The following is a 24,880-nucleotide window of genomic DNA, read 5'->3' on the forward strand; positions in this document are numbered from 1 at the left end:
TCACGCTCCCTTGTCGGACGGCTTCGCGGCGGACGGCGTTCCCTCGCCGGAAGGCTGCGTCTCGCCTTTGGACTCACCCTTGGCGGCGCCGCTGTTCCAGGCGGGCTGGCCTTCGCGGCGGCTGCGGTCGCTGGTGCGCGCCTGGACCGGCGCGGCGTCCTGCGTCTTGCCGTCCGCGGCGGCTTCGGCGTCGCCCTTGCCCTTCGCGGCCTGGGCCTCGGGGCGCGAACCCTCGGCGGGTCGCCCCGCGCTGTCGGCTTCGGTGGCGTCTCCCGAAGCCTCGTCGGCGAACCGGCTCTTCCACGCGCCCACCACCGAACCATCGTAGAGGCTTTCGTCCGTCAGCGAGGTGTCGCCGCCGAGCGGCGCGGAGCACGAGCGGCCGGTCTGCGAACCGGTCTTCACCGGACGGCCGGCGCGCAGGTCCTCGAGCAGAGCCTCGAAGCTCTCCGGCGTGAGGTCTTCGTAGTAGTCGAAATTGATCTGGACCATCGGCGCGTTGGAGCAAGCGCCGAGGCACTCGACCTCGAGCCAGCTCAGCTTGCCGTCGGCGGTCACGTGGTTCTGCTCGCCGATGTGCGTCTTGCAGACGTCCTTGAGCGCGTTCGCGCCGCGCAGCGCGCATGGGGTCGTGCCGCAGAGCTGGACGAAGTGCTCGCCGACCGGGCGCAGATTGAACATCGTGTAGAAGGTCGCGACCTCCATCACGCGGATGGTCGGCATGCCGAGCATCTCGGCGATGCGCCGGATCGCGGGCTCCGGCAGCCAGCCGCCGTGCTGCTCCTGCGCGCGCCACAGCAGCGGGATCACGGCCGAGGCCTGCCGGCCTTCCGGATACTTGGCGATCTGCCCTTCCGCCCACTGCAGGTTGTCCTGCGTGAAGGCGAAATCTGCGGGCTGGACCTCGGCGAGACGGCGGACGGACATCAGGCCATTCCCTCAACGTCATGCCCGGACGCAGTCCGGGTATCCACGACTTCCCGAAGCCGCGGCGTGTCCAAGTCGTGGATGCCCGCAAGGGCGGGCATGACGGCGCGTGCGTGACGGAGCCTCACCGGTCCACCTCGCCGAACACGATGTCGAGCGAGCCGAGGATCGCGGAGACGTCGGCCAGCATGTTGCCGCGGCACAGGTGGTCCATGGCGGAGAGATGCGCGAAGCCGGGCGCCCGGATCTTGCAGCGGTACGGCTTGTTGGTGCCGTCGGAGACGAGGTAGACGCCGAACTCGCCCTTGGGCGCCTCGACGGCGGCGTAGACCTCGCCCTCGGGCACGCGGTAGCCCTCGGTGTAGAGCTTGAAGTGGTGGATGAGCGCCTCCATCGAGCGCTTCATCTCGCCGCGCTTCGGGGGCGCCACCTTGCCGTCGAGCGTCGCGATCGGCCCGCGCTCGGTCTTCAGGCGCGCGCAGCACTGCTGCATGATGTGGGCCGACTGGCGCATCTCCTCCATGCGGATGAGATAGCGGTCGTAGCAGTCGCCGTTCTTGCCGATCGGGATGTCGAAGTCGAGATCGGCGTAGCACTCGTAGGGCTGCGACTTGCGCAGGTCCCACGCCGCGCCGGAGCCGCGCACCATCACGCCGGAGAAGCCCCACTCCCACGCCTCATGCAGCGGCACCACGCCGATGTCGACATTGCGCTGCTTGAAGATGCGGTTCTCGGTGAGGAGCTGGTCGATGTCGTCCAGCGCCTTGTAGAAGCCGACGCACCAGTGGGCGATGTCCTCGACGAGCTGGTCGGGCAGGTCCTGATGCACGCCGCCCGGCCGGAAATAGGCCGCGTGCATGCGCGAGCCCGACGCCCGCTCATAGAACACCATCAGCTTCTCGCGCTCCTCGAAGCCCCACAGCGGGGGCGTCAGCGCGCCGACGTCCATCGCCTGCGTGGTGACGTTGAGGAGGTGGGAGAGGATGCGGCCGATCTCGCTGTAGAGCACGCGGATCAGCTGCGCGCGCATCGGGATCTCGACGCCGAGCAGGCGCTCGGTGGCGAGGCAGAACGCGTGCTCCTGGTTCATCGGCGCGACGTAGTCGAGCCGGTCGAAATAGGGCATCGCCTGCAGGTAGGTCTTGGCCTCGATCAGCTTCTCGGTGCCGCGGTGAAGCAGGCCGATGTGCGGATCGACGCGCTCGACCACCTCGCCGTCGAGCTCCAGCACCAGGCGCAGCACGCCGTGGGCCGCGGGATGCTGCGGACCGAAGTTGATCGTGAAGTTGCGGATGTCCTGCTCAGCCACCGGCCTGCTCCTGCCCGCTCACGCGGGCGATGAACTCGGCGCCCGTGAGCTTGGCCGTGTCATCGGCGAAGCTGTAGAGCGCGGGCTTGTCGTCGATGAAGATCTCTTCCGCGAAGGCGATGCCCGACGGATCGTCGAACGCCTGCAGCGAAGCGACGACGGCGGAGCCGTCCTGCATGCGCCAGAACAGGCTCGAGCCGCAGGTTCCACAGAACACCCTCTCGCCGTAGCCGGACGACGCAAACGCACGCAGCGCGCCCTCGTCTTCGATCGCCAGCTCCTCGACCGGTACGGTCATGAAGACGCCGCCGCTCCAGCGCCGGCACATGCTGCAATGGCAGACGTCCATGTGCGCCGCGGCCTTCGCGGAGAAGCGCACGGCGCCGCAGAGACAGCCGCCGGTCCGCGCTGTCATGTCAGACATGCGCGCGCTCCCTCGGACGGCCGGGGGCGTCGCTTGAAAAGCCCCGCCTCGCAGAGGCACTTGCCGGATACGCGCTCGCCAGCCGCCATCGCCTCGTCCCTCAGTTCGGCTGCTTCGCCTTCTCGTCGCCGGGCAGCACGTAGTCCGTGCCTTCCCAGGGCGAGAGGAAGTCGAAGTTGCGGAACTCCTGGTTCAGGCGGACCGGCTCGTAGACCACCCGCTTGGACTCGTCGTCGTAGCGCACCTCGACGAAGCCGGTGAGCGGGAAGTCCTTGCGCAGGGGGTAGCCGTCGAAGCCGTAGTCCGTCAGCAGGCGGCGGAGGTCGGGGTGGCCGGAAAACAGCACGCCATAGAGGTCGTACGCCTCGCGCTCGAACCACAGCGCGCCGGGGAAAATCTCGGTGATCGACGGCACAGGCGTCTCGTCGTTCGCCTCGAGCTTCACGCGGACGCGCAGGTTCTTCGCCGGCGACAGCAGATGGTAGACCACGTCGAACCGCTTTTCGCGCGACGGATAGTCCGCCCCGCAGACGTCGACGAAGCAGATGAAGCGGCACGCGGGATCGTCGCGCAGGAAGGTCGTCACCTCGACGATCCGGGCGGCGTCGGTCTTCAGCGTCAGTTCGCCGAAAGCGACCGACGTGGAGACGATCGCGGAGCCGAGCCCCTGGGCGATGTGGGCTGCCAGCGTCTCGAGGACGTCGTGGGGAGAAGTGCTCATGGCTCCGCCCTCACCGCTCGATCGTGCCGATGCGGCGAATCTTCTTCTGCAGGAGCAGAACGCCGTAGAGCAGCGCCTCCGCGGTCGGCGGGCAGCCCGGGACATAGATGTCCACCGGCACCACGCGGTCGCAACCGCGCACCACGGCGTAGGAGTAGTGGTAGTAGCCGCCGCCGTTGGCGCAGGAGCCCATGGAGATGACGTAGCGCGGCTCCGGCATCTGATCGTAGACCTTGCGGAGCGCGGGAGCCATCTTGTTGGTCAGCGTGCCGGCGACGATCATCACGTCCGACTGCCGCGGACTGGCGCGCGGCGCAAAGCCGAAGCGCTCCACGTCGTAGCGTGGCATCGAGACCTGCATCATCTCCACGGCGCAGCACGCCAGGCCGAAGGTCATCCACATCAGCGAGCCGGTGCGGGCCCAGGTGATGAGGTCCTCGGCCGAGGTGACGAGGAAGCCCTTGTCGGAGAGCTCGGCGTTCACCTCGCGGAAGAAGCGGTCGTCGTGGCCGATCGGCCGGCCGGAGGCGTCGACGAGGCCCTTGGGGGCGTCGGCGACCAGGGTCTGGTTCGCGGTCATCGGATCAATCCCACTCGAGGGCGCCCTTGCGCCACTCGTAGACGAAGCCGATCGTCAGAACGCCGAGGAAGGCCATCATCGACCAGAAGCCGAACAGGCCGACCTCCTTGAACGCGACCGCCCAGGGGAACAGGAACGCGACCTCGAGGTCGAAGATGATGAACAGGATCGCGACGAGATAGAACCGCACGTCGAACTTCATGCGCGCGTCGTCGAAGGCGTTGAAGCCGCACTCGTAGGCCGAGAGCTTCTCGGGATCCGGGTTCTGGTAGGCGATCAGGAACGGCGAGGCCAGAAGCGCGACGCCGACGACCAGCGCCACAGCGAGAAAAATGACGAGAGGCAGGTAGTCGGCCAACAGGTTCGTCATCGCGCGCCTGAACCTTCCATCTGTGTCGAAGACCGGGCGAGACAGCGCCGCGGCCCACGATCCAAGCTTGAACATGCGCCAAATCGGCGCGCGTCGCTCCGCACATCGGGAGCCTTAGACCCGTGCCACTTTAGGCGCAAGACGTCCGCGGGTCCGAAACGTAACAATTCCAAACTCGAAGGTCGGCGGAGTTGTCCCCCAGCGGAAAACCTCTTGTCGGACGTAGGCTTTACGTAAAAAAAAGCGCGCCGGATCGGCGCGCCTTTTCAACATCCCAACGATAGATAACTCCTATCGATTGATCAGCGTCCGCCTTCCGAAGCGGCGATCAGGTCCTCGATCGAGCGGGCCTTCTGCCGGGGCGCGGGCCTCGGCTCAGGAGTGATCGAAACCGGCCCGGCCGAGGCCATGACGGGCGCTTCGTCGAGCCTCACCGTCCGGCGAGGCGCCTCATAGGCCGGTTCGGGCCGCACCTCGTAGACGGGCTCGCGGCGGGCCTGGACGACGGGCTCGTCACGCGGATCGTAGATCGCCTGCGGGCGCACCGACGGCTCGCGGCGCGGCTCCAGCCTGGCTTCGCGCCAGGTCGGCTCCGGCGCGGCGCGACGGGCCGCCGGCGGCTGGTAGCCGAAGGTCTCCACGTCGCGGACCGCCGTCCGGGCCGGCCGCGCGTCGGCCACCACGATCGGCCGCTCGCGCACTGGCCGCGACGGCGACCAGATGTTCGACGCGGTCAGGCTGCCCGCGGCCGCCATCTGCTGGCGCATCACGTCGTCCTGCGAGGCCATGACCAGTTCGGGCTTGCGCTTCTCGTAGAACGAGTTGCCGCCGGCGACCGCGACGTAATGCATGTTCCGGTAGGGAAACCGGTACCCGGCGGTGTGGAAGAACATCGACTTCCGGCCCACGCGGGGGTGCCGGGCGCCGGACAGCACGGCCTCCGCCATGCGGAAGGCGCGCGGGCGGCCGCTGTCGGTCATCCGCTTGGTGAGCACGCCGGGGGCGAACTGGTTGGGCTGGCCGACGACGCCGCAGACCGTGCGGGGATAGCGCCCCGACTCCTTGCGGTTCATGACCACCGTGCCGACGGCGAGCATGCCGTCGTCGCTCGACCGGTTCGACTCGAAGTACATGACTCGGGCCATGCACTCGCGGTCGCTGAGGCTCACGCGCCGCAGTTTGGACGTGGAGCCGCAGCCGGCGACAAAGAGGGGCAGAAGAACGAGCGCGAAGACTCTCGCCCGTCGTTCGAAAACGCTACGCATACCGATACTCACACGCTTCGAAGCCGGCCGGGCCCCCGTGACCGCTCGGCAACGCTCCTCGACTGTCTCTAAAGAAGCCTGCGGGGAGTCATCAAAGACTTAACGACTCGACCGAATCCGCGAACGCTGCACGGATAAGTGCGCCGATGCGCCGTTTGCGGCGCCGAATGGCTGGGTCGCGCCTACGCCGGTTTCCCCGGCGTAGGCCACGCCCTATCGTGCCGCCGCCCGCGCCGACTTGGCGGGGCGAAGGATCGGGAGACCCGCCATGGACTACGTGAAGCTCGGCCGGACCGGCCTCGAGGTCTCGCGCATCGTGCTCGGCTGCATGACCTACGGCGTTCCGGACCGCGGCAACCACGCCTGGACCCTGCCCGAGGACGAAAGCCGCCCCTTCCTCGCCAAGGCGCTCGATCTCGGCATCACCACCTTCGACACCGCGAACAGCTACTCCGACGGCACCTCCGAGGAGATCGTGGGCCGCGCCCTGAAGGACTACGTCGCCCGCGATGAGGTGGTGATCGCCACCAAGGTCTACTTCCCCATGAGCAAGGGTCCGAACGGCGGCGGGCTGTCGCGCAAGGCGATCTTCGCCTCGATCGACGCCAGCCTGAAGCGGCTCGGCACCGACTTCGTCGACCTCTACCAGATCCACCGCTGGGACTACGGCACGCCGATCGAGGAGACGATGGAGGCGCTGCACGACGTGGTGAAGGCCGGCAAGGTCCGGTACCTCGGCGCCTCGTCCATGTACGCGTGGCAGTTCGCCAAGGCGCTTTCGACGTCGCGGCTGAACGGCTGGACCGAGTTCGTCTCCATGCAGAACCAGCTGAACCTGCTCTACCGCGAGGAGGAGCGCGAGATGCTGCCGCTCTGCGCCGACGAAGGGGTCGGCGTGCTGCCGTGGAGCCCCCTCGCCCGCGGCCGGCTGACCCGCGAGGCCGGCGCGTCGAGCGGCCGGCAGGAGACCGACGCGGTGGGCAAGTCGCTGTTCGGGGCCACGGAGGCCGCCGACGCGAAGGTGATCGACGCGGTGGGCCAGATCGCGAAGGCGCGCGGCGTGCCGCGGGCGCAGGTCGCGCTGGCCTGGGTGCTCGAGAAGGAGGAGGTGACCGCGCCGATCATCGGCGCCTCGAAGCCGCACCATCTCGAGGACGCCGTGGCCGCGCTGTCGCTGGACCTCACCTCCGAGGAGATCGAGGCGCTGGAGGCGCCCTATACGCCGCACGCCGTGGCGGGCTTTTCCTGAGCGCTCGCCAGGAACCGTCGGGCTGAGGTGAACTTCGGGCTCAGGCGAACACGCCGTCATGCCCGGCGACGCGGGCGTGACGGCGTGTCGCCGGACAGGCCGTCAGTGGCTGATCATCCAGGGCCGCGCGTTCGGGAAGCTCTTGGCGGCCGGCGGCTGCGCGGCGACCGCGGCCGGCGTCTTCAGGCCGCGGCCGGAGCAGCAGCCGCAACCGGGAGCGTGGCTCTTCGAGCTCTTCGGCGCATGCGACGAGCGCTCGTTGGTGGCCATGGCGATGCGGCGGGCGGGATCCATGCCGGCGAGCGCGGGCGCGGTCAGCATGACCCGCGGGGCCTCGTCGCCGCAGAGCGGGCAGGCGTGCGGATCCTGGAAAGCCGCCATCGGGCGCAGCGCGGTGAAGGGGCCGCAGTCGTCGCAGGCGTATTCGTAGACGGGCATTTGAAATCTCCCAGAGCGTCATCCCGGACAAGCGGCGGAGCCGCGCCGATCCGGGATCGTTTTTCGAGAGAGCGCCTTTCCGGGAAACGATCCCGGCTCGCAGCTTGCGCTACGGCCGGGATGACGGCTGCTTCCTCGGCCGCAGCGCTGAAACCGCCGTTCAGAGGTCCGGCGCGATCGGCATCTGGATCGAGCCGTCGATGAACTTCACCGGGCCGGCCGCGGTCGGGTTGATGTCGAACTCGAAGATCTTGGTCGGCAGCCACAGCGTGGCGCAGGCGTTCGGGATGTCGACGACGCCCGAGATGTGGCCCTGCACCGGGGCGGTGCCGAGGATCGAGTAGGCCTGTGCGCCGGAGTAGCCGAACTTCTTCAGATACTCGATGGCGTTGAGGCAGGCCTGGCGGTAGGCGACGCCGACGTCGAGGTAGTGCTGCTCGCCGTACTCGTCGACCGAGATGCCCTCGAAGATCAGGTAGTCGTCGTACTTCGGGGTGATCACCGACGGCTTGAAGATCGGGTTCTTGATCCCGTACTTCGACATGCCGTCCTTGATGACGTCGACCTTGAGATGCAGCCAGCCGGCCATCTCGATCGCGCCGCAGAAGGTGATCTCGCCGTCGCCCTGGCTGAAATGCAGGTCGCCCATCGAGAGGCCGCCGCCCGGCACGTAGACGGGGAAGTAGATCTTGGAGCCGCGCGACAGATCCTTGATGTCGCAGTTGCCGCCATGCTCACGCGGCGGAACGGTGCGCACGGCTTCGGCCGCGGCCGCGGCCTTCGCGTCGCCGGTCAGCCGGCCCATGTGCGCGGTCGGCGCGAACGGCACGGTGCCGACCGCCGGCACGCGGTCCTTGTGCTTCTCGACGAACGGGATCTCACGGTCGTTCCATGTCTTGAGCAGCTTCGGATCCGGCAGGCAGCCGATCAGGCCGGGATGGATCAGGCCGGGGAAGCGCACGCCGGGGATGTGGCGCGACTTGGTGAACATGCCCTCGAAGTCCCAGATCGACTTCTGCGCCGAGGGGTAGTGGTCGGTCAGGAAACCGCCGCCGTTGTTCTTCGAGAAGAAGCCGTTGAAGCCCCACTGGCTCTCGGCCTTGGCGCCGATGTCGAGCAGGTCGACGACCAGCAGGTCGCCCGGCTCCGCGCCCTCGACGCCGATCGGGCCCGACAGGAAGTGGACGATCGAGAGGTCGATGTCGCGCACGTCCGAGGCGTCGTCGTTGTTTTTGACGAAGCCGCCGGTCCAGTCGTAGGTCTCGATCAGGAAGTCGTCGCCGGGCTTCACCCAGGCCACGATCGGGATGTCCGGGTGCCAGCGGTTGTGCACCATGTCGTTATCGTAGGCCGACTGGGTCAGGTCGACCTTGATCAGCGTTTCGGTCATCTGGCAGCTCCCCTTTTTCAGTTTGTGCGTGGCGTGCGCAAGGCGCGGTCTGGCGCGGCTTACACCGACAGGTACTTGGACACCTGAGCCTCATCGACGTCCGCGCGCTGGGCGTCGTGGACGATCTCGCCGTTCTCGACGACCAGCACCCGGTCGGCGACGTCGAGGGCGAAGCTCAGCACCTGTTCGGAGACCACGATCGACAGGCCGCGGTCGTCGCGGATGCGGCGGAGCGTGCGGGCCATCTCGCGGATGATCGACGGCTGGATGCCCTCGGTCGGCTCGTCCAGCAGCAGCACCTTCGGCTTGGTGGCGAGCGCGCGGGCGATGGCGAGCTGCTGCTGCTGGCCGCCGGAGAGGTTGCCGGCGCGGCGCCCCTTCATCTCCAGCAGCACGGGGAACAGCTCGTAGATGTCGTCGGGCACCTTGCGGTCGCCGGAGGCGACGAGGCCGGTCTCGATGTTCTCCTTCACCGTCATGGTGGAGAACACCATGCGGCCCTGCGGCACGTAGGCGACGCCCTTCTTCACCCGCTGGTGGCTCTTGAGGCCGTTGATGTCCTCGCCGCCGAGCCGGATCGAGCCCGCCGTGGTCGGGAGGATGCCCATCATGGCCTTCATCAGCGTGGTCTTGCCCATGCCGTTGCGGCCCATGATCGCGACGATCTCGTTCGGCGCGACCTTGAAGTTCATGCCATGGAGCACTTCGCTCTGGCCGTAGGCGACGCGCAGGGATTCGACGTCCAGCATCGCTTCGCTCCTCAATGGCCGAGATAGACTTCGACGACCTTGGGATCGGTCTTCACCTTCTGCATGGACCCTTCCGAAAGGATCTTGCCCTGGTGGAGCACCGTCACCTTGTGCGCGATGTCTTCGACGAACTTCATGTCGTGCTCGATGACGAGCACCGAGCGGTTCTTGATGATGGTGTTGAGCAGCTCGGCGGTCTTGATGCGCTCGCTCACGCTCATGCCGGCGACCGGCTCGTCCAGCATCAGCAGCTCCGGGTCCTGGATCAGCAGCATGCCGATTTCGAGCCACTGCTTCTGGCCGTGGCTCAGGAACGCCGCGCGCTCGTGCAGCTTGTCCTTGAGGAAGATGATCTCGGAGACCTCCTCCACCCGGTCCCGCACCGCCTGGTCGCGCTTGAAGGTCAGCGCGCCCCAGACCGAGCGGCCCTTCGGGTAGGAGATCTCGAGGTTCTCGAAGATAGTCAGGTCGTCGTAAATCGACGGCGTCTGGAACTTGCGGCCGACGCCCGAGAGCACGATCTGGCTCTCGCTCATCTTGGTGAGCTCCGCCCCGCGGAAGCGGATGGAGCCGGCGGTCGCCTTGGTCTTCCCGCAGATGAGGTCGAGCACCGTGGTCTTGCCGGCCCCATTGGGGCCGATGATCACGCGGATCTCGTTCTCGTCCACGTAGAACGACAGGTCGTTCACCGCCTTGAAGCCGTCGAAGGAGACGGTGAGGGCCTCGACCGCGAGCAGGTAGTCCTTGGGAGGGGTTCCGATGGTGGTCACGGGGCGGTCCTCACTCGGCGGGGGCGGTGGAGGCCGCCTGCTTGGCGACGTCGTCGCCCTGGTGCTTAGGGCGCAGCTTCAGAGCCCGGTCGATCGGCGGCTGGACGTAGTCGTTCCAGATGCCCGCGAGGCCGTTCGGGAAGGCGAGCACCACCGCGATGAACAGGCCGCCGAGGCCGAGCAGCCAGAGCTCCGGGAAGCTCTCGGACAGGCTGGTCTTGGCGAAGTTGACCGCGAGCGTCCCGTAGATCGCGCCGAACAGCGACATCCGCCCGCCGACGGCGGTGAAGATCACCATCTCGATCGAGGGCACGATGCCGACCAGCGAGGGCGACATGAAGCCGACCTGCAGGGTGAACATCGCGCCGCCGAGCGCCGCGAACACGCCGGCGAGGCAGAACACGAAGATCTGGAAGTTGGCGACGGAGTAGCCGGAGAACCGTACGCGGTCCTCCTTCTCGCGCATCGCCACCAGGATGCGGCCGAGCTTCGAAGCGCGGACGAACAGCGCGAGGCCGACCACGCTCAGCAGGAGAACGACGTTCACGAAGTAGAGGATGAACTTCGCGCTGTCGGTGCGAATGTCCCAGCCGTGCAGCGTGCGCAGGTCGGTGATGCCGTTGACGCCGCCGGTGTAGCCCTGCTGCCCGATGATCAGGATGGTCGCGATCGCCGCGATCGCCTGGGTGATGATCGCGAAGTACACGCCCGACACGCGGCGCTTGAACATCGCCGAGCCGATCACGAAGGCGAAGAACGCCGGCACCAGGATGATCAGCAGGATCGTCAGCGGCAGCGAGTGGAACGGCTGCCAGAAGTACGGAAGCTCGGTGATCTGGTTCCAGTCCATGAAGTCCGGGATGCCGGGCGTGGACTGGATCTTGGTGTTCTCGACCGACGAGGCCTCGAGCTTGAGGTACATCGCCATGCCGTAGCCGCCGAGCGCGAAGAACACGCCCTGGCCGAGCGACAGGATGCCGCCGTAGCCCCAGCACAGCACCAGGCCGACCGCCACGAAGGCGTAGGTCAGGTACTTGCCGACGAGGTTCAACCGGAACCCGTCGAGCAGGGCGGGAAAGACGATGAGCAGGAGGGCTGCGACGACCGCCAGGGCGAGCATGTCCCGGCGGTTGAGGAAGGAGGGCGCGGTCTTCATCTGGGTGTCGCTCCTCAGCGCCGGACTTTGAGGGTGAAGAGGCCCTGCGGCCGCAGCATCAGGATGGCGACGACGGTCAGCAGCGTGATGACCTTGGCCATCGAGCCCGAAAGGAAGAATTCGAGGGTCGACTGCGTCTGCGAGATCGAGAAGGCCGAAGCGATAGTGCCGAGCAGGCTGGTCGCGCCGCCGAAGACGACGATCAGGAAGGTGTCGACGATGTAGAGCTGGCCGGAGGTCGGGCCGGTCGAGCCGATCATCGTGAAGGCGGAGCCCGCGACGCCCGCGATGCCGCAGCCGAGGCCGAAGGTCAGGCGATCGACCTTCTCGGTGTCGATGCCGACGGCGCCGGCCATGACCCGGTTCTGCACGACCGCGCGGACCTGCTGTCCCCAGCGCGACTTGTACATGAGCAGCGCCACCGTGACCGTGATCAGCGTCGTCAGGCACATGACGAAGACGCCGTTGATCGGCACCTCGATGACGTCCGTCACCGGAAGCGAGCCGAGCAGCCAGTCCGGCAGCACCACGCCGACCTCGCGCGGGCCGAAAACGGACCGGTAGGTCTGCTGAAGAATGAGGCTGAGGCCCCAGGTCGCGAGCAGCGTGTCCAGCGGACGCTTGTAGAGCCGTTTGATCAGCGTCCACTCCACCAGCATTCCGAGCGCCCCGGACGCGACGAACGCGAGCGCCATGGCCACGAAGAAGTAGGCCGGGAACAGCGACGGCAGCTGCGCCTGGAAGAACTCCGAGCAGAAGTAGGTGACGTAGGCCCCGAGGATCATGAACTCGCCGTGGGCCATGTTGATCACGCCCATCTGCCCAAAGATGATCGCAAGGCCGAGAGCCATAAGAACGTAGACGGAAAACAGGATCAGGCCGGCGAAGCCCTGCATCGCGAAGATCGCGCCGAGATCGCCAAGAGAGTAGTCGCCGAGCATGAGCTTTCTCCGCTTCCGGACGCATCTTCAAGGAAACGGGCGTCATGGTCCGGCTTGACCGGACCATCCATGTCGGGCCTGGATCGCCACGCCCGGCGTGGGTCCTCCGGTCGAGCCGGAGGACGACGCCGCGTTTGAGGGAAGCGGGAGCGCAGACCGTCAGGCCGCGCCCCGCAACCTCACTGGTAGCCCTTCGGGAAGGGGTTCGGCTCGATCAGCTCGGGGCTCTCGTAGACCACCTTGAACTGGCCGTCCTTCTGGGCGAGGCCGATGCGGGTCTTGGACCAGAGGTGGTGGTTCGCGTGGACCTTGACGTAGCCTTCCGGCGCCTTGGTGAACTCGATGCCCTCAGAGGCCACGGCGATCTTGTCGACGTCGAAGGAGCCCGCCTTCTCGACGGTCATCTTCCAGATCCACGGGCCGAGATAGGCGGCCTGCGTCACGTCGCCGATGACGGTCTTCTCGCCCCACATCTTCTTGAACGCCGCGACGAACTCCTTGTTGTTCGGGTTGTCGAGCGACTGGAAGTACTTCATGCACGAGTAGGCGCCGGCGATGTTGTCGCCGCCGATGCCGTCGATCTCGTCCTCGGTGACCGAGATCGTGATCAGGGTCTGCTTCTCGAGGTTGATGCCGGCGGCCTTCAGCTGCTTGTAGAACGCCACGTTCGACCCGCCGACCACGTCGGTGAAGATCACGTCCGGCTTGGTCAGCTTGAGCTTGTTGATGACCGAGTTGAACTGGGTGTGGCCGAGCGGGAAGTACTCCTCGCCGACGACCTTGGTGCCCGTCAGGTGATTCTCGATGTGCTTGCGCGCGATCTTGTTCGACGTGCGCGGCCAGATGTAGTCCGAACCGATGAAGTAGAAGGTCTTGGCGCCCTTCTCCTTCACGACCCAGTTGATCGACTCGAGGATCTGCTGGGTGGCTTCCTGGCCGGTGTAGATGACGTTCTTCGACTGCTCGAGGCCTTCGTAGAACGTCGGGTAGTACAGCATGCCGTTGTACTGCTCGATCACCGGCAGCACGGCCTTGCGGGAGGCGGAGGTCCAGCAGCCCATGATGGCCGCGACCTTGTCCTGCACGAGCAGCTTCTTGGCCTTCTCGGCGAAGGTCGGCCAGTCGGACGCGCCGTCTTCCTGGATGAACTTGATCTTGCGGCCGAGCACGCCGCCCATCTCGTTGATCTGCGCGATCGCGAGCTTCTCGGCCTGGATCGAGCCGGTCTCGGAAATCGCCATCGTGCCGGTGGCGGAATGCAGGATGCCGACCGTCACCTCGGTGTCCGTCACCGCGAGGCCGGTGGTGTTGACCGCGGCCGTCGCCGGCGTCTGCGCGAACGCCGTCTTCGGCATCATCCCGGCGAAAGGCGCCGCCGCCATGCCCATCAAGAGCTTGCGGCGGAGCGGCGAATGAAATCCCGTCTTGTCGTCGCGCGACATCAGCGTCTCCGTCAGTCACCCGGCTCGTCGGCGAGCCCCCGAATGCCGGAGAGACTGCGGTTTGTTCCGCAGCGCAGCATATACGTCGGTTGACGTATGTCGGTCGCGCCGCCGCCGGCCCTAGGCTGCACGACGCTTGTCCGCCGCTCCCGTGATTGGGACTTGATCAGGACGGCCAATTTCTTGCATGCCACGTTCGGACGTCGGCCTGGGCCCGGCGACGAGGGGATGCACAAGCGACATGGCCATCGGCCCCAGGCGGACGGCATGACCGGGCGGCAGCGCATCGTGCCTGCGCGGCGCCAATACAACCAATGGGTCGCCGACGAGACGCTCGAGGATTACGCGCTCCGCTTCACCGCGAAGAGCGCGCGCCGCTGGTCGTCCGTGCGCGTCGGCAACACCGCGCTCGGGGCCGTGTCCTTCCTCGCGCTCGAGGCGATCGGGGGCGCCATCACGCTGAGCTACGGCTTCGACAACGCGGTCGTCGCGACGCTGGTCGTCAGCGTGCTGCTGCTGCTGACCGGGCTTCCCATCGCCTATTACGCCGCCCGCGACGGCGTCGACATCGACCTCCTCACCCGCGGCGCCGGCTTCGGCTACGTCGGCTCGACCGTGACGTCGCTGATCTACGCCTCCTTCACCTTCCTGCTGTTCGCGATCGAAGCCGTGATCATGGCGCTCGCGCTGGAGCTCTGCCTCGGGGTGCCGCTGGCGCTGGGCTACGTCATCAGCGCGCTCGTCGTGCTGCCGATCGTCACGCACGGCATCAACTGGATCAGCCGCTTCCAGCTCTGGACCCAGCCGATCTGGCTCGTGCTGCATCTGACCCCGATCGTGTTCATCGCCTTTCAGGACACCTCGGCCTTCGCCGACTGGACGGCGTTCCAGGGGACGAGCCCGAACGGCGGAGCGCTGAACCTGATCGCCTTCGGCGCGGCGAGCTCGGTGGTGTTCGCGCTGATCGCCCAGATCGGCGAGCAGGTCGACATCCTGCGGTTCATGCCTGCGAAGACTCGGGAAAACCGGCTGGCGTGGTGGTCGTCGCTGCTCGCCTCCGGCGCCGGCTGGATCGTGCCCGGCGCCCTCAAGCTCCTGCTGGGCTCGTTTCTGGCCGTGCTCGCGCTCAACCACGGCGTCCCGGCCGAGCGCGCGAGCGAGCCGACCCAGATGTACGACGTCGCCTTCGGCTACGTGACCTCGTCGCCGCAGTTCGCGCTGGCGCTCACCGGCGTCTTCGTCGTGCTGTCGCAGCTCAAGATCAACGTGACCAACGCCTACGCCGGCTCGATCGCCTGGTCGAACTTCTTCTCGCGGCTGACGCACGCCCATCCCGGACGAATCGTCTGGCTGGTGTTCAACGTGGCGATCGCCCTCATCCTGATGGAGGCGGGCATCTACAAGACGCTTGAGCACACGCTCGGGCTCTACTCGATCGTCGCCGTCGCATGGGTCGGCGCGCTGGTGGCCGATCTCGCCGTGAACAAGCCGCTCGGCCTGTCGCCGCCGCGGATCGAGTTCAAGCGCGCGCACCTCTACGACGTGAACCCGGTCGGCGTCGGCGCCATGACGCTCGCGACCCTCGCCGCATTCCTCGCCTATTCCGGCGCCTGCGGCCTCACCGCCAAGGCGCTCGCCCCTTTCGTCGCGCTCGGCGTCGCCTTCGTGACGGCGCCCCTGATCGCCGCCGCGACCCGCGGCAAGTTCTATCTTGCCCGAAAGCCGCGGGCGCACTGGCGCCTCCAGCCGACGCTGCGCTGCTCGATTTGCGAGCACGGCTTCGAGTCCGAGGACATGGCGCACTGCCCGGTCTACTCCGGCCCGATCTGCTCGCTCTGCTGCTCGCTCGACGCGCGCTGCCGCGACGGCTGCAAGCCGCACGCCCGCCTCTCCAGCCAGGTGGTGGGCGCCTTGACCGCCGTGCTTCCCGCCTGGGCGGTCGGAGGCCTGAATTCGCGCGCGGGGCACTACGTCGGCGTGATGACGTTGCTGGGCGGCGCGCTCACGCTGGTGCTGCTCATCGTCTACGTCCAGGCGGCGGCCGAAGCGCCCGAGCAGACCACCGTGATCGGCGGCGCGCTCTCCGCCGTCTTCCTCATCCTGATGATGATCGCCGGCATCGCCGCCTGGCTGTTCGTGCTGGCGCATGAGAGCCGGGAGATCGCGCAGGACGAATCGGGCCGGCAGACGGCGCTCCTGATGAAGGAGATCGAGGCCCACAAGCGCACCGACGCCGCGCTCCAGCGGGCGAAGGAGGTGGCGGAGGCCGCGAACGTCGCGAAGAGCCGCTATGTGGTGGGCATCAGCCACGAGCTCCGGACGCCGCTCAACGCCGTCATGGGCTACGCCCAGCTGCTCGACGCCGACGAAACGCTGCCGCCCCGCGGCCAGAAGGGCGTGCGGGTGATCCGCCGCTCGGCCGAGCACCTTTCCGGCCTGATCGACGGCCTGCTCGACATCTCCAAGGTCGAGGCCGGCCGACTGGAGCTCGCCCGCAACGAGGTCCGCACCCGCGACTTCCTCGACCAGCTCGCCGACATGTTCCGCCTCCAGGCCAACGCCAAGGGGCTCGAGTTCCGGTTCGACGGCGCCGAGCGGCTGCCGGCGGTGGTGCGCTGCGACGAGAAGCGCGTGCGGCAGATCCTGATCAATCTGCTGTCGAACGCCGTGAAGTTCACCGACGCGGGCCATGTCGCGCTGCGGGTCTCCTACCGCAGCCAGATCGCGGAGTTCACGGTCACCGACACGGGGGCCGGCATCCGGGTCTCCGACCGCGAGCGGATCTTCGAGCCCTTCGAGCGGGGCGAGGCGACGCGCGCCAAGCTCCAGCCCGGGATGGGGCTCGGGCTCACGATTACGAAGCTGCTGGTCGAGATCATGGGCGGCGACCTGACGCTCGAGAGCGTCGAGGGCGCCGGCAGCACCTTCCGGGTGAAGCTGATGCTCTCCCAGGTGGCCGCGCCGCGCCCCTCCCCCGCCCCGCAGGCGCGCGCGGTGGGCTACGAGGGTCCGCGCAAGCTGGTGCTGGTGATCGACGACGACGGCGACCACCGCGAGCTGATGCGCGAGGCGCTGGAGCCGATCGGCTTCAATGTGATCGCCGCCCCCGACGGCGTGGCGGCCCTGACGCTGGTCGACGAATGCCGGCCGGACCTGTTCCTGCTCGACGTCTCGATGCCCGGAATGTCGGGCTGGGACGTCGCGCGCAGGCTGCGCGAGACCGGGCATGTGGCGCCGATCCTGATGATGTCGGCGAACATCGGGGACTTCGCGTTGAAAGCGGTCGAAACGCCGGACCACGACGGCGCCCTTCCGAAGCCCTGCGACCTCGGCGCCCTGCTTCGCCAGGTCGAGACGCTGCTCGACCTCGTCTTCGTCTACGACGCGCCGCCTCCGGCCGCGCCCCCGGCGCGGGCGAAGCCCGAACTGCCCGGTCCCCGGCATGTGGGCGATCTGCGGAGGCTCGGCGAGATGGGCTACGTCCGTGGGATCGAGGCGAAGCTGGCGGAGCTCGAGCAGGTCGAGCCCGGGGTCGCGCCCTTCGTCGCCGAGGCGCGGGAGCGGCTTCGGGCGTTCGACATGAACGGCTACATGGCGCTGCTCGGGACCCGTGCGCCGGAGGAGACCGCCGATGGCTGAGGGCGCGCCCATCGTCGTGCTGGTCGTCGACGACAGCCCGGAGACGCTCGGGATGCTCACCGAAGCGCTCGAGCGCGCCTCCTGGACGGTGCTGGTCGCGCCGGGAGGCGCGGAGGCCCTGCGGGTGGTCGACCGCGTGACGCCCGATGTCGTGCTGATGGACGCGGTAATGCCGGAGATGGACGGCTTCGAGGCCTGCCGACGCCTGAAGCGGCGGCCGGACATGGCGCATGTCCCGGTGATCTTCATGACCGGCCTGCGCGAGACCGGCCACATCGTCCAGGGCCTGGAGGCGGGCGGCGTCGACTACGTCGCCAAGCCCGTGGCGCTGGACGAGATGATGGCGCGCATCCGCGTCCACATCGGCAACGCGCGGCTCTCCAGCAGCGCCCGGGCGGCGCTCGACACCACGGGACGCTATCTGCTGGCTGCGGGCGAAGACGGCCGGCTGCGCTGGGCGACGCCGCAGGCGGGGCGGCTGCTCGCCCGCGCCTTCTCGGGATTCGACCAGGATACGTTCGATCTGCCGGAGCCGGTGCGGGCCTGGCTCGCTGCGCGCGTCGCCGGCCGCACCGAACAGCCCTCGGCGCCTCTCGCCGGGGACGGCCCGGCCCAGCTCACGCTCGCCTTCGTCGGGCGCACAGAGCGGGGCGAGACGCTGTTGCGGGTGACCGAGGAGGCGCCGTCGGGCGAGTGGCCGACGCTGCGCGCGAAGCTCGGCCTTACGGCGCGCGAGGCCGAGGTGCTGCTCTGGATCGCGCGCGGCAAGGCCAACCGCGACATCGCCGAGATTCTCGGCATGAGCCCGCGCACGGTGAACAAGCACCTCGAGCAGATCTACGTGAAGCTCGGCGTGGAGAACCGCGCCGGCGCGGCAGCGATCGCCGTCCGCACGCTGGGCTGACACGCGGGCCGCGGCGGGAAGACCGCGCGAAACGTCTTGGAAAAACGGGGGCGGTCGAAGCGCAGACCACGCGTCCGGCAATCTCGAAGCCGGCGTCCAGAGCCCTGTCACAGCTGCTGGAAAAATACTTGGCGGGAGTGACGGGACTCGAACCCGCGGCCTCCGGCGTGACAGGCCGGCGCTCTAACCGACTGAGCTACACCCCCAAATCGGGGCGCGCCCCGATCAAGTGACGCGGTTGGTACGGGACCCCGCCGAGGCTGTCAAGCAGCCCCGGAGCGGTTTCACGTCAGGGCTGGGGAAAAGGTCAGCGTGGTTTCCGCAGCCCTCGCGTCGGGGCTTAGGCCCAACGAAAAAGGGCCCGGCGTCGGCCGGGCCCTTCGGTCTCATTCCGCTGCGGCCACCTGCCGTGGCCCGCGGGCGAGTCGCTCCGTCTTGAGCTGCTCCGCCACCAGGAAGGCCAGCTCGATCGCCTGCTCGGCGTTGAGCCGCGGGTCGCAGTGTGTGTGGTAGCGCGAGTGCAGGTCCGCGTCGGAGATGGCGCGGGCGCCGCCCGTGCACTCCGTCACGTTCTTGCCGGTCATCTCGATGTGGATGCCGCCGGCGTAGGAGCCCTCGGCGCGATGCACGTCGAAGAACGCCTTCACCTCTGCGAGGATGCGGTCGAACGGCCGGGTCTTGTAGCCCGACGCGGCCTTGATGGTGTTGCCGTGCATGGGATCGCACGACCACACCACGTTGCGGCCTTCCGTCTTGGTCGCGCGCACCAGCCCCGGCAGGTGGTCGAACACCTTGTCGTGGCCGAAGCGGGCGATCAGCGTCAGTCGGCCGGGCTCGTTGTCGGGGTCCAGCGCCTCGATCAGCCGCATCAGCTCGTCCGGCTTCAGCGAGGGGCCGCACTTCAGGCCGATCGGGTTCTTGATGCCGCGGAAGTACTCCACATGGGCATGGTCGAGCTGGCGGGTGCGGTCGCCGATCCAGATCATGTGGCCGGAGGTCGCGTACCAGTCGCCGGTGGTGCTGTCGACGCGGGTCAGCGCCTGCTCGTAGCCGAGCAGCAGCGCCTCGTGGCTCGTGAAGAAGTCGGTCGTGCGCAGCTCAGGATGCGACTCCGGGTCGATGCCGCAGGCGCGCATGAAGTCGAGCGACTCCGCGATCCGGTCCGCCACTTCGCGGTAGCGGCTGGACTGGGGGCTCTCCTTCACGAAGCCCAGCATCCACTGGTGCACGAAGTCGAGGTTGGCGTAGCCGCCGTTCGCGAACGCGCGCAGCAGGTTCAGCGTCGCCGCCGACTGGCGGTAGGCCTCGAGCTGGCGGCGCGGGTCGGGGATGCGCGACTCCGGCGTCGCGTCGGTTCCGTTGATGATGTCGCCGCGATAGATCGGCAGCTCGACGCCGTCGACGACCTCGGTCGGCGACGAGCGGGGCTTGGCGAACTGGCCCGCGATGCGGCCGACCTTCACCACCGGCGAGGCGGCGGCGTAGGTCAGCACCACCGCCATCTGCAGCAGCACGCGGAAGAAATCGCGGATGTTGTCGGCCGAATGCTCGGCGAAGCTCTCGGCGCAGTCGCCGCCCTGCAGGAGGAAGGCCTCGCCCTTCGCGACCTTGGCGAGCTGCCGCTTCAGCTTCCGCGCCTCGCCGGCGAACACGAGCGGGGGAAAGGTCGCGAGCTGGCTCTCCACCGCCGTCAGCGCGGCCGCGTCGGGATAGGTCGGGGCCTGGACGATGGGCATGTCACGCCAGGTCGAGGGGGTCCAACGCTCGGACATTGTCTTCACTCCACGTGCCGGAAGCGGCCCGGCCGGCGACCGCCTTCGGTCGTCCGCGCGTCATATGGCCGCTCGTGCGGCGGGCTTCTAGCACCCCCCCGGCGTTTAGACCACCTGCGGTGCGCGCAGGCCGGCCTTCAGCTTTCGACGGAGACCGGGTCCAGCGTGTCCCGCAGCGGCCGCCGGGGCATGGCCACGAGACAGGCGAGCGCGACCGCGGTCGTGCCGATCGCGATGAAGAACGCGATGCGGAAGTTCGCCGGGTCGATCGCGACTCCGCGCGCGGCGGCCCCGCCCTCTTCCGGCCCAAGCCCCGCGCCCAGCACCGCCGCGCCGAGGATCGCGACGCCGGCCGCCGAGCCGAGCGAGCGCATGAAGGCGAGCAGCGCGGTCGCGGCGCCCAGGTCGTGGCGGCCCACCGCGTTCTGGACGCTGACGGTCGTGGTCGGGAACATGGTGCCGACGCCGAAGCCGTAGACGCAGAGCAGCGCCTCCGACAGCCAGAACGACCGAAGGTCGAGGGTGGCGGCGAGCGCGGCCAGCATGACGATCGCGAGCGAGAGGCCGGCCATCGCCGGGGCCTTGTAGCGGCGGGCCTTCACGAGGAAGCGCGCGGCCGTCATGGCGCCGAGCACGGTGCCGATCGCGAGACCCACAAGGCCGAGGGCGGCAATGTCCGGGCGGAAGCCGGCGATGGTCTCGAAGTAGATCGGGACCAGCGTCGAGAGGCCGAGATGGCCGAGGACGCCGAAGAACACGGTCGCCACGCCGAAGGCGACCACCGGGTCCTTCAGCACGCCCAGCGGAATCAGCGGCTCGGCGAAGGTCCAGAGCCGGACCGCGAACAGCACGGCGCCGACGGCCGCCGCCGCGGCGAGGCCGAGCACGGCCGGAGACGACCAGTCGCCGCTGGTGCGCCCGATGGAGAGCGCGAGCATGGCGAGAGACGTCGCGGCCACCACGAGACCCGCGCCCGCCACGTCGAGCCGGTGCGACTTCGGCCGGAACGGCAGGTCGCGCAGCGGCGCGTTCATGACGAACAGCGCCGCGAGGCCAAGCGGAATGTTGACCCAGAAGATCAGCGACCAGTGCAGGTGCTCGGCGAAGGCGCCGCCGACGATCGGCCCCGCGACGCCGGACACCGCCCACATGCCGGAGATGTAGGCGGCGTAATTGCCGCGCTGCTTCGGCGGCACGATGTCGCCGATCACGGTCTGGGCGAGCGCCATCAGCCCGCCGCCGCCCAGGCCTTGCAGGGCGCGGCCGGCGATCAGCACGGGAAGATTGGGCGCCAGCGCGCACACGACGGACGCCGCCATGAAGATGGAGACGGCGGCGATGATGACGGGGTGGCGGCCATAGACGTCCGCGAGCTTGCCGTAGAGCGGGGTGACGGCGGTCGCCGTGACGAGATAGGCCGACACGACCCAGGGCAGGTACTCGGCGTGGCCGAGCGTCTCGCCGATGGTCGTCATGGCCGGCGCGACGATGGTCTGGTCGAGGGCTGCGAGCAGCATCGCCGTCAGCACGCCGACAATGATCTGCCGGCGGCGACGGTCGTCGATCGGAACGTCAGCCGGGGGGCGCGAGCCGTCCATCAGGCGCGGTCACGAGCGAGCGCGGGAAACCCTCCTCGCGCCGTCAGGCGTGGGGAGAGTGGCCCCGGTCGCCGAGCGGGGTCGGGTGGGGACGCCAACGCTGTTCTTGCGGCGTTGGCCCTTGCAGGGGGCCCGTATCGGACAGGCGTCGAACTCCATGCTGCGGCCCACCCCACCCGGCCGGCTTCGCCGTCCACCCTCCCCTGGGACAGGGGAGGGATAGCGCCGCCCGAAAGACCGCTCACGACGGCGTCCACTTGGTGCGGAGCGTCACGAGTTCTTCGGCGGCGCTCGGATGCAGCGCGACGGTGTCGTCGAAATCGGCCTTGGTCGCGCCCATCTTCACGGCGACCGCCGCGAGCTGGATCATCTCGGCGGCCGCCTCGCCCACGACGTGGACGCCGAGCACGCGGTCGGTGGCCGCGTCCACCACGATCTTCATCAGCACCTTCTCGTCGCGGCCCGAGAGCGTCGCCTTCATGGCGCGGAACCGCGTCTTGTAGATGTCGACCTCTCCGAACTTCTCGCGCGCCTGCGCTTCGGTCAGGCCGACTACCCCGACCTCCGGCGTCGCGAAGACCGCCGTCGCCACGTTCGTGTAGTCGACCGCCGTCGGCTTGTGTCCGAACACGGTGTCCGCGAAGGCGTGGCCCTCCCGGATCGCGACGGGGGTCAGGTTGAGACGATCGGTGACGTCGCCCACGGCGTAGATCGAAGGCACGTTGGTGCAGGACGAGGCGTCCACCATGATCGCGCCGTGGCGGTCGCGCATCACGCGCGTGGCGTCAAGGCCGAGATCGACGGTCAACGGCGCGCGGCCGATCGCGAGCATCACCTGGTCCACGTCGAGCGTGACTCCGGCCTTGGTCGTGACGCGCTTCGCGCCGTCGACGGCGGCGACCTCGGCGATCTCGTCCTCCAGCAGCAGCGTCACGCCGCGCTTCTTCAGGCCCTCGGCGACTTCGTCGCGCACATCCTCATCAAACCCGCGCAACAGCTTGTCGCCGCGATGAATGAGCGTCACGTCCACGCCGAGACCCGCGAAAATTCCGGCGAACTCGATCGCTATGTAGCCGCCACCATTAACCACGATTCTTCTCGGAAATTCAGGAAGATCGAAGGCTTCGCTGGACGAAATCGTTAACTCCGCACCGGGGAAGTCGCCGCGGGTCGCGCCGCCGCCGGCGGCGATCAGGATGACGCCCGCCGTCACCTCGGTTCCGTCCGCGAGCCGCACGGCGTGATCGCCCGTGACGACGGCGCGCTGCTTGTGGATCGCGACGCCCGCCTTCAGCAGATTCGCCTCATAGATCCCCGACAGCCGGGTGACCTCGGCCTCCTTGGCGGCGACGAGCCGCTCCCATGAGAAGGTGGGTTCAGGGACGCTCCAGCCGAAGCCCGCGGCGTCCTCGAATTCGTCGGCGAAGCGGCTGGCGTAGACGTAGAGCTTCTTCGGCACGCAGCCGCGGACCACGCAGGTGCCGCCGATGCGGTACTCCTCGGCGATCGCGACCCTCGCCCCGTAACCGGCCGCGATCCTCGCCGCGCGCACGCCGCCCGATCCAGCTCCGATCACGAAGAGATCGACGTCGTAGTCCGCCATCGCAGTGCTCCCTGCCCGCTCGTCGCCGCCCCGCCGCAATAGGCGGATGCTCGGGACCGGGCAAGATGGGAAGCGGGTGGACGAGCGACAACTTCAAGCTCGACATCACAGCTCCGCGATTGCAACGTTCGCGACGAACGGTCGCGGCGCGAAGCCCATCGGCCGAAGCAAGACGCCTCGCCCGGAGACGCAGATGCCCGTTTCGCCTCGCCGCCTGTTTGGAGCCGCCGCAGTCCTCGTCATGGTCGCGACCGGCGGCTCCGCCCTCGCCGCGAACCTCAAGATCATCGCCCCCGCCTCCCCCGGCGGCGGCTGGGACCAGACCGCCCGCGCCATGCAGCAGGCGATGCAGGGCGAGAAGATCGCGGGCTCCGTCCAGGTCGAGAACGTGCCGGGCGCCGGCGGCACCATCGGCCTCGCGCAGTTCGCGAACCGCGCCAAGGGCGATCCGCACCAGCTCATCGTCGGCGGCTACGTGATGGTGGGCGCGATCATCATGAACGACGCGCCGGTGACGCTCGACGCGGTCACCCCGCTCGCCCGCCTCACCGGCGAGTACGAGGCGATCGTGGTGGCGACCGACTCGCCCATCAAGACGATCGGCGAGGTGATCGCGAAGCTGAAAGCGGATCCGGGATCAGTGTCCTGGGGCGGAGGCTCGGCCGGCGGCACGGACCACATCGCGGCCGGCCTCATCGCCAAGGCGGTCGGCGTCGACCCCACCAAGGTCAACTACATCCCGTTTTCCGGCGGCGGCGAGTCGCTCGCGGCCGTGCTCGGCGGCCAGACCACGGTCGGCGTCTCAAGCTACGGCGAGTTCGACGCGCAGGTGAAGTCCGGCAAGCTCCGCGTGCTCGCGATCACGGCGCCGGAGCGCGTGCCGGGCATCGACGCGCCCACCATGAAGGAGAGCGGCGTCGACGTGGAGGTGCAGAACTGGCGCATGGTCGCCGGCCCGCCGGGGCTGACGCCCGAGGGCAAGGCCGAGATCCTCAAGGCCATCGACGACATGGCGAAGACCAAGACCTGGCAGGACACGTTGAAGACCAAGGGCTGGACCGACACCTATCTCGCGGGCGACGCCTTCACGGCGGAGCTCAAGGAGGACATCGCCAAGGCGCACATCGTGCTGCGCGACATCGGGCTGGCGGAGTGAGCGCCCCGCAGGAAGGCTCCGGCCGCAAGCTCGGGGCGATCGTCGTCGCGGTCGCGCTGATCGCGGTGGCGGGGATCGTGGCGGCGGACGCGATCCGCCTGGGCACGGTGCGCACCTTCGGCCCCGGCATCGGCCCGCGGGCGTTTCCGTGGGCGATCGCGATCGGCCTCGCGCTGCTCGGGCTCGCGAACCTCGTCGTCGCGCTCAAGGGCAAGGCCGTCGAGACCGCGCCGGTGGAGATGGGGCCGGCGCTCTGGGTGATCGGCGGCCTCGTCGGCCAGATCGCGCTGCTGTCGTTCGCAGGCTTCTCGATCGCGACCGGGGTGCTGTTCGGCATGACGGCCCGCGGCTTCGGGCGCGGCCCGCTGTGGCTGACGATCCCGATCGGGGCCGCGCTGTCGTTCGTGCTCTACGTGATATTCACCAAGGCCCTGGCGCTCACGCTGCCGGCGGGTCCGCTCGAAAAGCTGGTCTGAG

General features: G+C 68.4%; 22 protein-coding genes and 1 tRNA gene. 5 read left to right on the forward strand and 18 right to left on the reverse strand.

What is annotated here, in order from left to right; translation table 11 throughout:
* From nuoE to JOD31_RS19820, 7 genes are all read right to left on the reverse strand, one after another.
* The gene (gene nuoE / locus JOD31_RS11350) at positions 1 to 927 is read right to left on the reverse strand and encodes an NADH-quinone oxidoreductase subunit NuoE (protein WP_246482474.1); all 927 of its coding nucleotides are present in this window, start codon (positions 925 to 927) and stop codon (positions 1 to 3) included.
* Positions 928 to 1,051: 124 nt separating this feature from the next.
* Positions 1,052 to 2,236 (reverse strand): NADH-quinone oxidoreductase subunit D, encoded by a 1,185-nt coding sequence (locus JOD31_RS11355; RefSeq protein ID WP_204950478.1) that lies wholly within the window; start codon positions 2,234 to 2,236, stop codon positions 1,052 to 1,054.
* On the reverse strand, positions 2,229 to 2,660 hold the full coding sequence (locus JOD31_RS11360; RefSeq protein WP_204950479.1) for a GFA family protein: 432 nt from the start codon (positions 2,658 to 2,660) through the stop codon (positions 2,229 to 2,231). Before JOD31_RS11360 ends, JOD31_RS11355 begins: the two co-directional genes overlap by 8 nt.
* Before the next feature lie 100 nt (positions 2,661 to 2,760).
* A complete protein-coding gene (locus JOD31_RS11365; RefSeq protein ID WP_204950480.1) occupies positions 2,761 to 3,381 on the reverse strand; it encodes an NADH-quinone oxidoreductase subunit C in 621 nt (206 codons plus the stop codon).
* 10 nt (positions 3,382 to 3,391) lie between these two features.
* Positions 3,392 to 3,961 carry a NuoB/complex I 20 kDa subunit family protein gene (locus tag JOD31_RS11370; RefSeq protein WP_204950481.1) on the reverse strand — a complete coding sequence of 190 codons (570 nt, stop codon included), beginning with the start codon at positions 3,959 to 3,961 and terminating at the stop codon, positions 3,392 to 3,394.
* A gap of 4 nt (positions 3,962 to 3,965) precedes the next feature.
* A complete protein-coding gene (locus JOD31_RS11375) occupies positions 3,966 to 4,331 on the reverse strand; it encodes an NADH-quinone oxidoreductase subunit A (RefSeq protein WP_024816396.1) in 366 nt (121 codons plus the stop codon).
* 302 nt (positions 4,332 to 4,633) lie between these two features.
* On the reverse strand, positions 4,634 to 5,596 hold the full coding sequence (locus tag JOD31_RS19820) for a cell wall hydrolase (protein WP_204950482.1): 963 nt from the start codon (positions 5,594 to 5,596) through the stop codon (positions 4,634 to 4,636).
* Positions 5,597 to 5,864: 268 nt separating this feature from the next.
* On the opposite strand from JOD31_RS19820, the gene JOD31_RS11385 reads away from it, so the two are divergent.
* Positions 5,865 to 6,845 (forward strand): aldo/keto reductase, encoded by a 981-nt coding sequence (locus JOD31_RS11385; RefSeq protein WP_204950483.1) that lies wholly within the window; start codon positions 5,865 to 5,867, stop codon positions 6,843 to 6,845.
* 102 nt (positions 6,846 to 6,947) lie between these two features.
* Here JOD31_RS11385 and JOD31_RS11390 read toward each other — a convergent pair whose 3' ends face one another.
* The 7 genes from JOD31_RS11390 to urtA all read right to left on the reverse strand — a co-directional run bounded on the left by JOD31_RS11390 (position 6,948) and on the right by urtA (position 13,731).
* Positions 6,948 to 7,283: an FmdB family zinc ribbon protein gene (locus JOD31_RS11390; RefSeq protein WP_204950484.1), complete on the reverse strand. Its 336-nt coding sequence runs from the start codon at positions 7,281 to 7,283 to the stop codon at positions 6,948 to 6,950.
* Positions 7,284 to 7,443: 160 nt separating this feature from the next.
* Complete coding sequence (fmdA, locus tag JOD31_RS11395; RefSeq protein WP_204950485.1) at positions 7,444 to 8,673, reverse strand: formamidase; 1,230 nt, start codon at positions 8,671 to 8,673, stop codon at positions 7,444 to 7,446.
* Between the two features lie 59 nt (positions 8,674 to 8,732).
* On the reverse strand, positions 8,733 to 9,422 hold the full coding sequence (urtE, locus tag JOD31_RS11400) for an urea ABC transporter ATP-binding subunit UrtE (RefSeq protein ID WP_204950486.1): 690 nt from the start codon (positions 9,420 to 9,422) through the stop codon (positions 8,733 to 8,735).
* A gap of 11 nt (positions 9,423 to 9,433) precedes the next feature.
* The gene (urtD, locus tag JOD31_RS11405) at positions 9,434 to 10,192 is read right to left on the reverse strand and encodes an urea ABC transporter ATP-binding protein UrtD (protein WP_204950487.1); all 759 of its coding nucleotides are present in this window, start codon (positions 10,190 to 10,192) and stop codon (positions 9,434 to 9,436) included.
* Positions 10,193 to 10,202: 10 nt separating this feature from the next.
* Positions 10,203 to 11,348 carry an urea ABC transporter permease subunit UrtC gene (urtC, locus tag JOD31_RS11410; protein WP_204950488.1) on the reverse strand — a complete coding sequence of 382 codons (1,146 nt, stop codon included), beginning with the start codon at positions 11,346 to 11,348 and terminating at the stop codon, positions 10,203 to 10,205.
* Positions 11,349 to 11,362: 14 nt separating this feature from the next.
* On the reverse strand, positions 11,363 to 12,289 hold the full coding sequence (gene urtB, locus JOD31_RS11415) for an urea ABC transporter permease subunit UrtB (RefSeq protein ID WP_204950489.1): 927 nt from the start codon (positions 12,287 to 12,289) through the stop codon (positions 11,363 to 11,365).
* Positions 12,290 to 12,468: 179 nt separating this feature from the next.
* Positions 12,469 to 13,731 carry an urea ABC transporter substrate-binding protein gene (gene urtA, locus JOD31_RS11420; protein WP_204950490.1) on the reverse strand — a complete coding sequence of 421 codons (1,263 nt, stop codon included), beginning with the start codon at positions 13,729 to 13,731 and terminating at the stop codon, positions 12,469 to 12,471.
* 267 nt (positions 13,732 to 13,998) lie between these two features.
* On the opposite strand from urtA, the gene JOD31_RS11425 reads away from it, so the two are divergent.
* Complete coding sequence (locus JOD31_RS11425; protein WP_204950491.1) at positions 13,999 to 17,370, forward strand: ATP-binding protein; 3,372 nt, start codon at positions 13,999 to 14,001, stop codon at positions 17,368 to 17,370.
* On the forward strand, positions 17,363 to 18,274 hold the full coding sequence (locus JOD31_RS11430; protein ID WP_204950492.1) for a response regulator transcription factor: 912 nt from the start codon (positions 17,363 to 17,365) through the stop codon (positions 18,272 to 18,274). Before JOD31_RS11425 ends, JOD31_RS11430 begins: the two co-directional genes overlap by 8 nt.
* Before the next feature lie 129 nt (positions 18,275 to 18,403).
* Here JOD31_RS11430 and JOD31_RS11435 read toward each other — a convergent pair.
* The 4 genes from JOD31_RS11435 to gor all read right to left on the reverse strand — a co-directional run bounded on the left by JOD31_RS11435 (position 18,404) and on the right by gor (position 23,247).
* Positions 18,404 to 18,480 (reverse strand) — tRNA-Asp (locus JOD31_RS11435).
* Between the two features lie 180 nt (positions 18,481 to 18,660).
* The gene (locus tag JOD31_RS11440) at positions 18,661 to 20,046 is read right to left on the reverse strand and encodes a class II 3-deoxy-7-phosphoheptulonate synthase (protein ID WP_204950493.1); all 1,386 of its coding nucleotides are present in this window, start codon (positions 20,044 to 20,046) and stop codon (positions 18,661 to 18,663) included.
* A 137-nt stretch (positions 20,047 to 20,183) separates the two neighbouring features.
* A complete protein-coding gene (locus JOD31_RS11445) occupies positions 20,184 to 21,644 on the reverse strand; it encodes an MFS transporter (protein ID WP_204950494.1) in 1,461 nt (486 codons plus the stop codon).
* Between the two features lie 241 nt (positions 21,645 to 21,885).
* A complete protein-coding gene (gor, locus tag JOD31_RS11450; protein ID WP_204950495.1) occupies positions 21,886 to 23,247 on the reverse strand; it encodes a glutathione-disulfide reductase in 1,362 nt (453 codons plus the stop codon).
* A 241-nt stretch (positions 23,248 to 23,488) separates the two neighbouring features.
* Between gor and JOD31_RS11455 the strand changes: the two genes are divergently transcribed.
* Together JOD31_RS11455 and JOD31_RS11460 are read left to right on the forward strand one after the other, a co-directional pair.
* Entirely contained in the window at positions 23,489 to 24,403 is a 915-nt protein-coding gene (locus JOD31_RS11455; RefSeq protein ID WP_204951385.1) for a Bug family tripartite tricarboxylate transporter substrate binding protein, read from the forward strand.
* Positions 24,400 to 24,879, forward strand: a complete 480-nt coding sequence (locus tag JOD31_RS11460) for a tripartite tricarboxylate transporter TctB family protein (protein WP_204950496.1) — start codon at positions 24,400 to 24,402, stop codon at positions 24,877 to 24,879. The genes JOD31_RS11455 and JOD31_RS11460 overlap by 4 nt, the downstream gene beginning before the upstream one ends.
* Position 24,880: the final 1 nt, after the last annotated feature.

It is taken from the genome of Methylopila capsulata (assembly GCF_016907975.1).
In the GTDB taxonomy this organism is placed as follows: Bacteria; Pseudomonadota; Alphaproteobacteria; order Rhizobiales; family Methylopilaceae; genus Methylopila; species Methylopila capsulata.

Bases quoted from the DNA above. Each gene is read 5' to 3' on its own strand.
- urtB (WP_204950489.1), bottom strand. From the start codon at position 12,289: ATGCTCGGCGACTACTCTCTTGGCGATCTCGGCGCGATCTTCGCGATG.
- nuoE (WP_246482474.1), bottom strand. From the start codon at position 927: ATGTCCGTCCGCCGTCTCGCCGAGGTCCAGCCCGCAGATTTCGCCTTC.
- JOD31_RS11440 (WP_204950493.1), bottom strand. From the start codon at position 20,046: ATGTCCGAGCGTTGGACCCCCTCGACCTGGCGTGACATGCCCATCGTC.
- JOD31_RS11365 (WP_204950480.1), bottom strand. From the start codon at position 3,381: ATGAGCACTTCTCCCCACGACGTCCTCGAGACGCTGGCAGCCCACATC.
- JOD31_RS11360 (WP_204950479.1), bottom strand. From the start codon at position 2,660: ATGTCTGACATGACAGCGCGGACCGGCGGCTGTCTCTGCGGCGCCGTG.
- JOD31_RS11430 (WP_204950492.1), top strand. From the start codon at position 17,363: ATGGCTGAGGGCGCGCCCATCGTCGTGCTGGTCGTCGACGACAGCCCG.
- urtA (WP_204950490.1), bottom strand. From the start codon at position 13,731: ATGTCGCGCGACGACAAGACGGGATTTCATTCGCCGCTCCGCCGCAAG.
- fmdA (WP_204950485.1), bottom strand. From the start codon at position 8,673: ATGACCGAAACGCTGATCAAGGTCGACCTGACCCAGTCGGCCTACGAT.
- JOD31_RS11425 (WP_204950491.1), top strand. From the start codon at position 13,999: ATGACCGGGCGGCAGCGCATCGTGCCTGCGCGGCGCCAATACAACCAA.
- JOD31_RS19820 (WP_204950482.1), bottom strand. From the start codon at position 5,596: ATGCGTAGCGTTTTCGAACGACGGGCGAGAGTCTTCGCGCTCGTTCTT.
- JOD31_RS11455 (WP_204951385.1), top strand. From the start codon at position 23,489: ATGGTCGCGACCGGCGGCTCCGCCCTCGCCGCGAACCTCAAGATCATC.
- JOD31_RS11370 (WP_204950481.1), bottom strand. From the start codon at position 3,961: ATGACCGCGAACCAGACCCTGGTCGCCGACGCCCCCAAGGGCCTCGTC.
- gor (WP_204950495.1), bottom strand. From the start codon at position 23,247: ATGGCGGACTACGACGTCGATCTCTTCGTGATCGGAGCTGGATCGGGC.
- JOD31_RS11375 (WP_024816396.1), bottom strand. From the start codon at position 4,331: ATGACGAACCTGTTGGCCGACTACCTGCCTCTCGTCATTTTTCTCGCT.
- JOD31_RS11385 (WP_204950483.1), top strand. From the start codon at position 5,865: ATGGACTACGTGAAGCTCGGCCGGACCGGCCTCGAGGTCTCGCGCATC.
- JOD31_RS11445 (WP_204950494.1), bottom strand. From the start codon at position 21,644: ATGGACGGCTCGCGCCCCCCGGCTGACGTTCCGATCGACGACCGTCGC.
- urtC (WP_204950488.1), bottom strand. From the start codon at position 11,348: ATGAAGACCGCGCCCTCCTTCCTCAACCGCCGGGACATGCTCGCCCTG.
- JOD31_RS11390 (WP_204950484.1), bottom strand. From the start codon at position 7,283: ATGCCCGTCTACGAATACGCCTGCGACGACTGCGGCCCCTTCACCGCG.
- urtE (WP_204950486.1), bottom strand. From the start codon at position 9,422: ATGCTGGACGTCGAATCCCTGCGCGTCGCCTACGGCCAGAGCGAAGTG.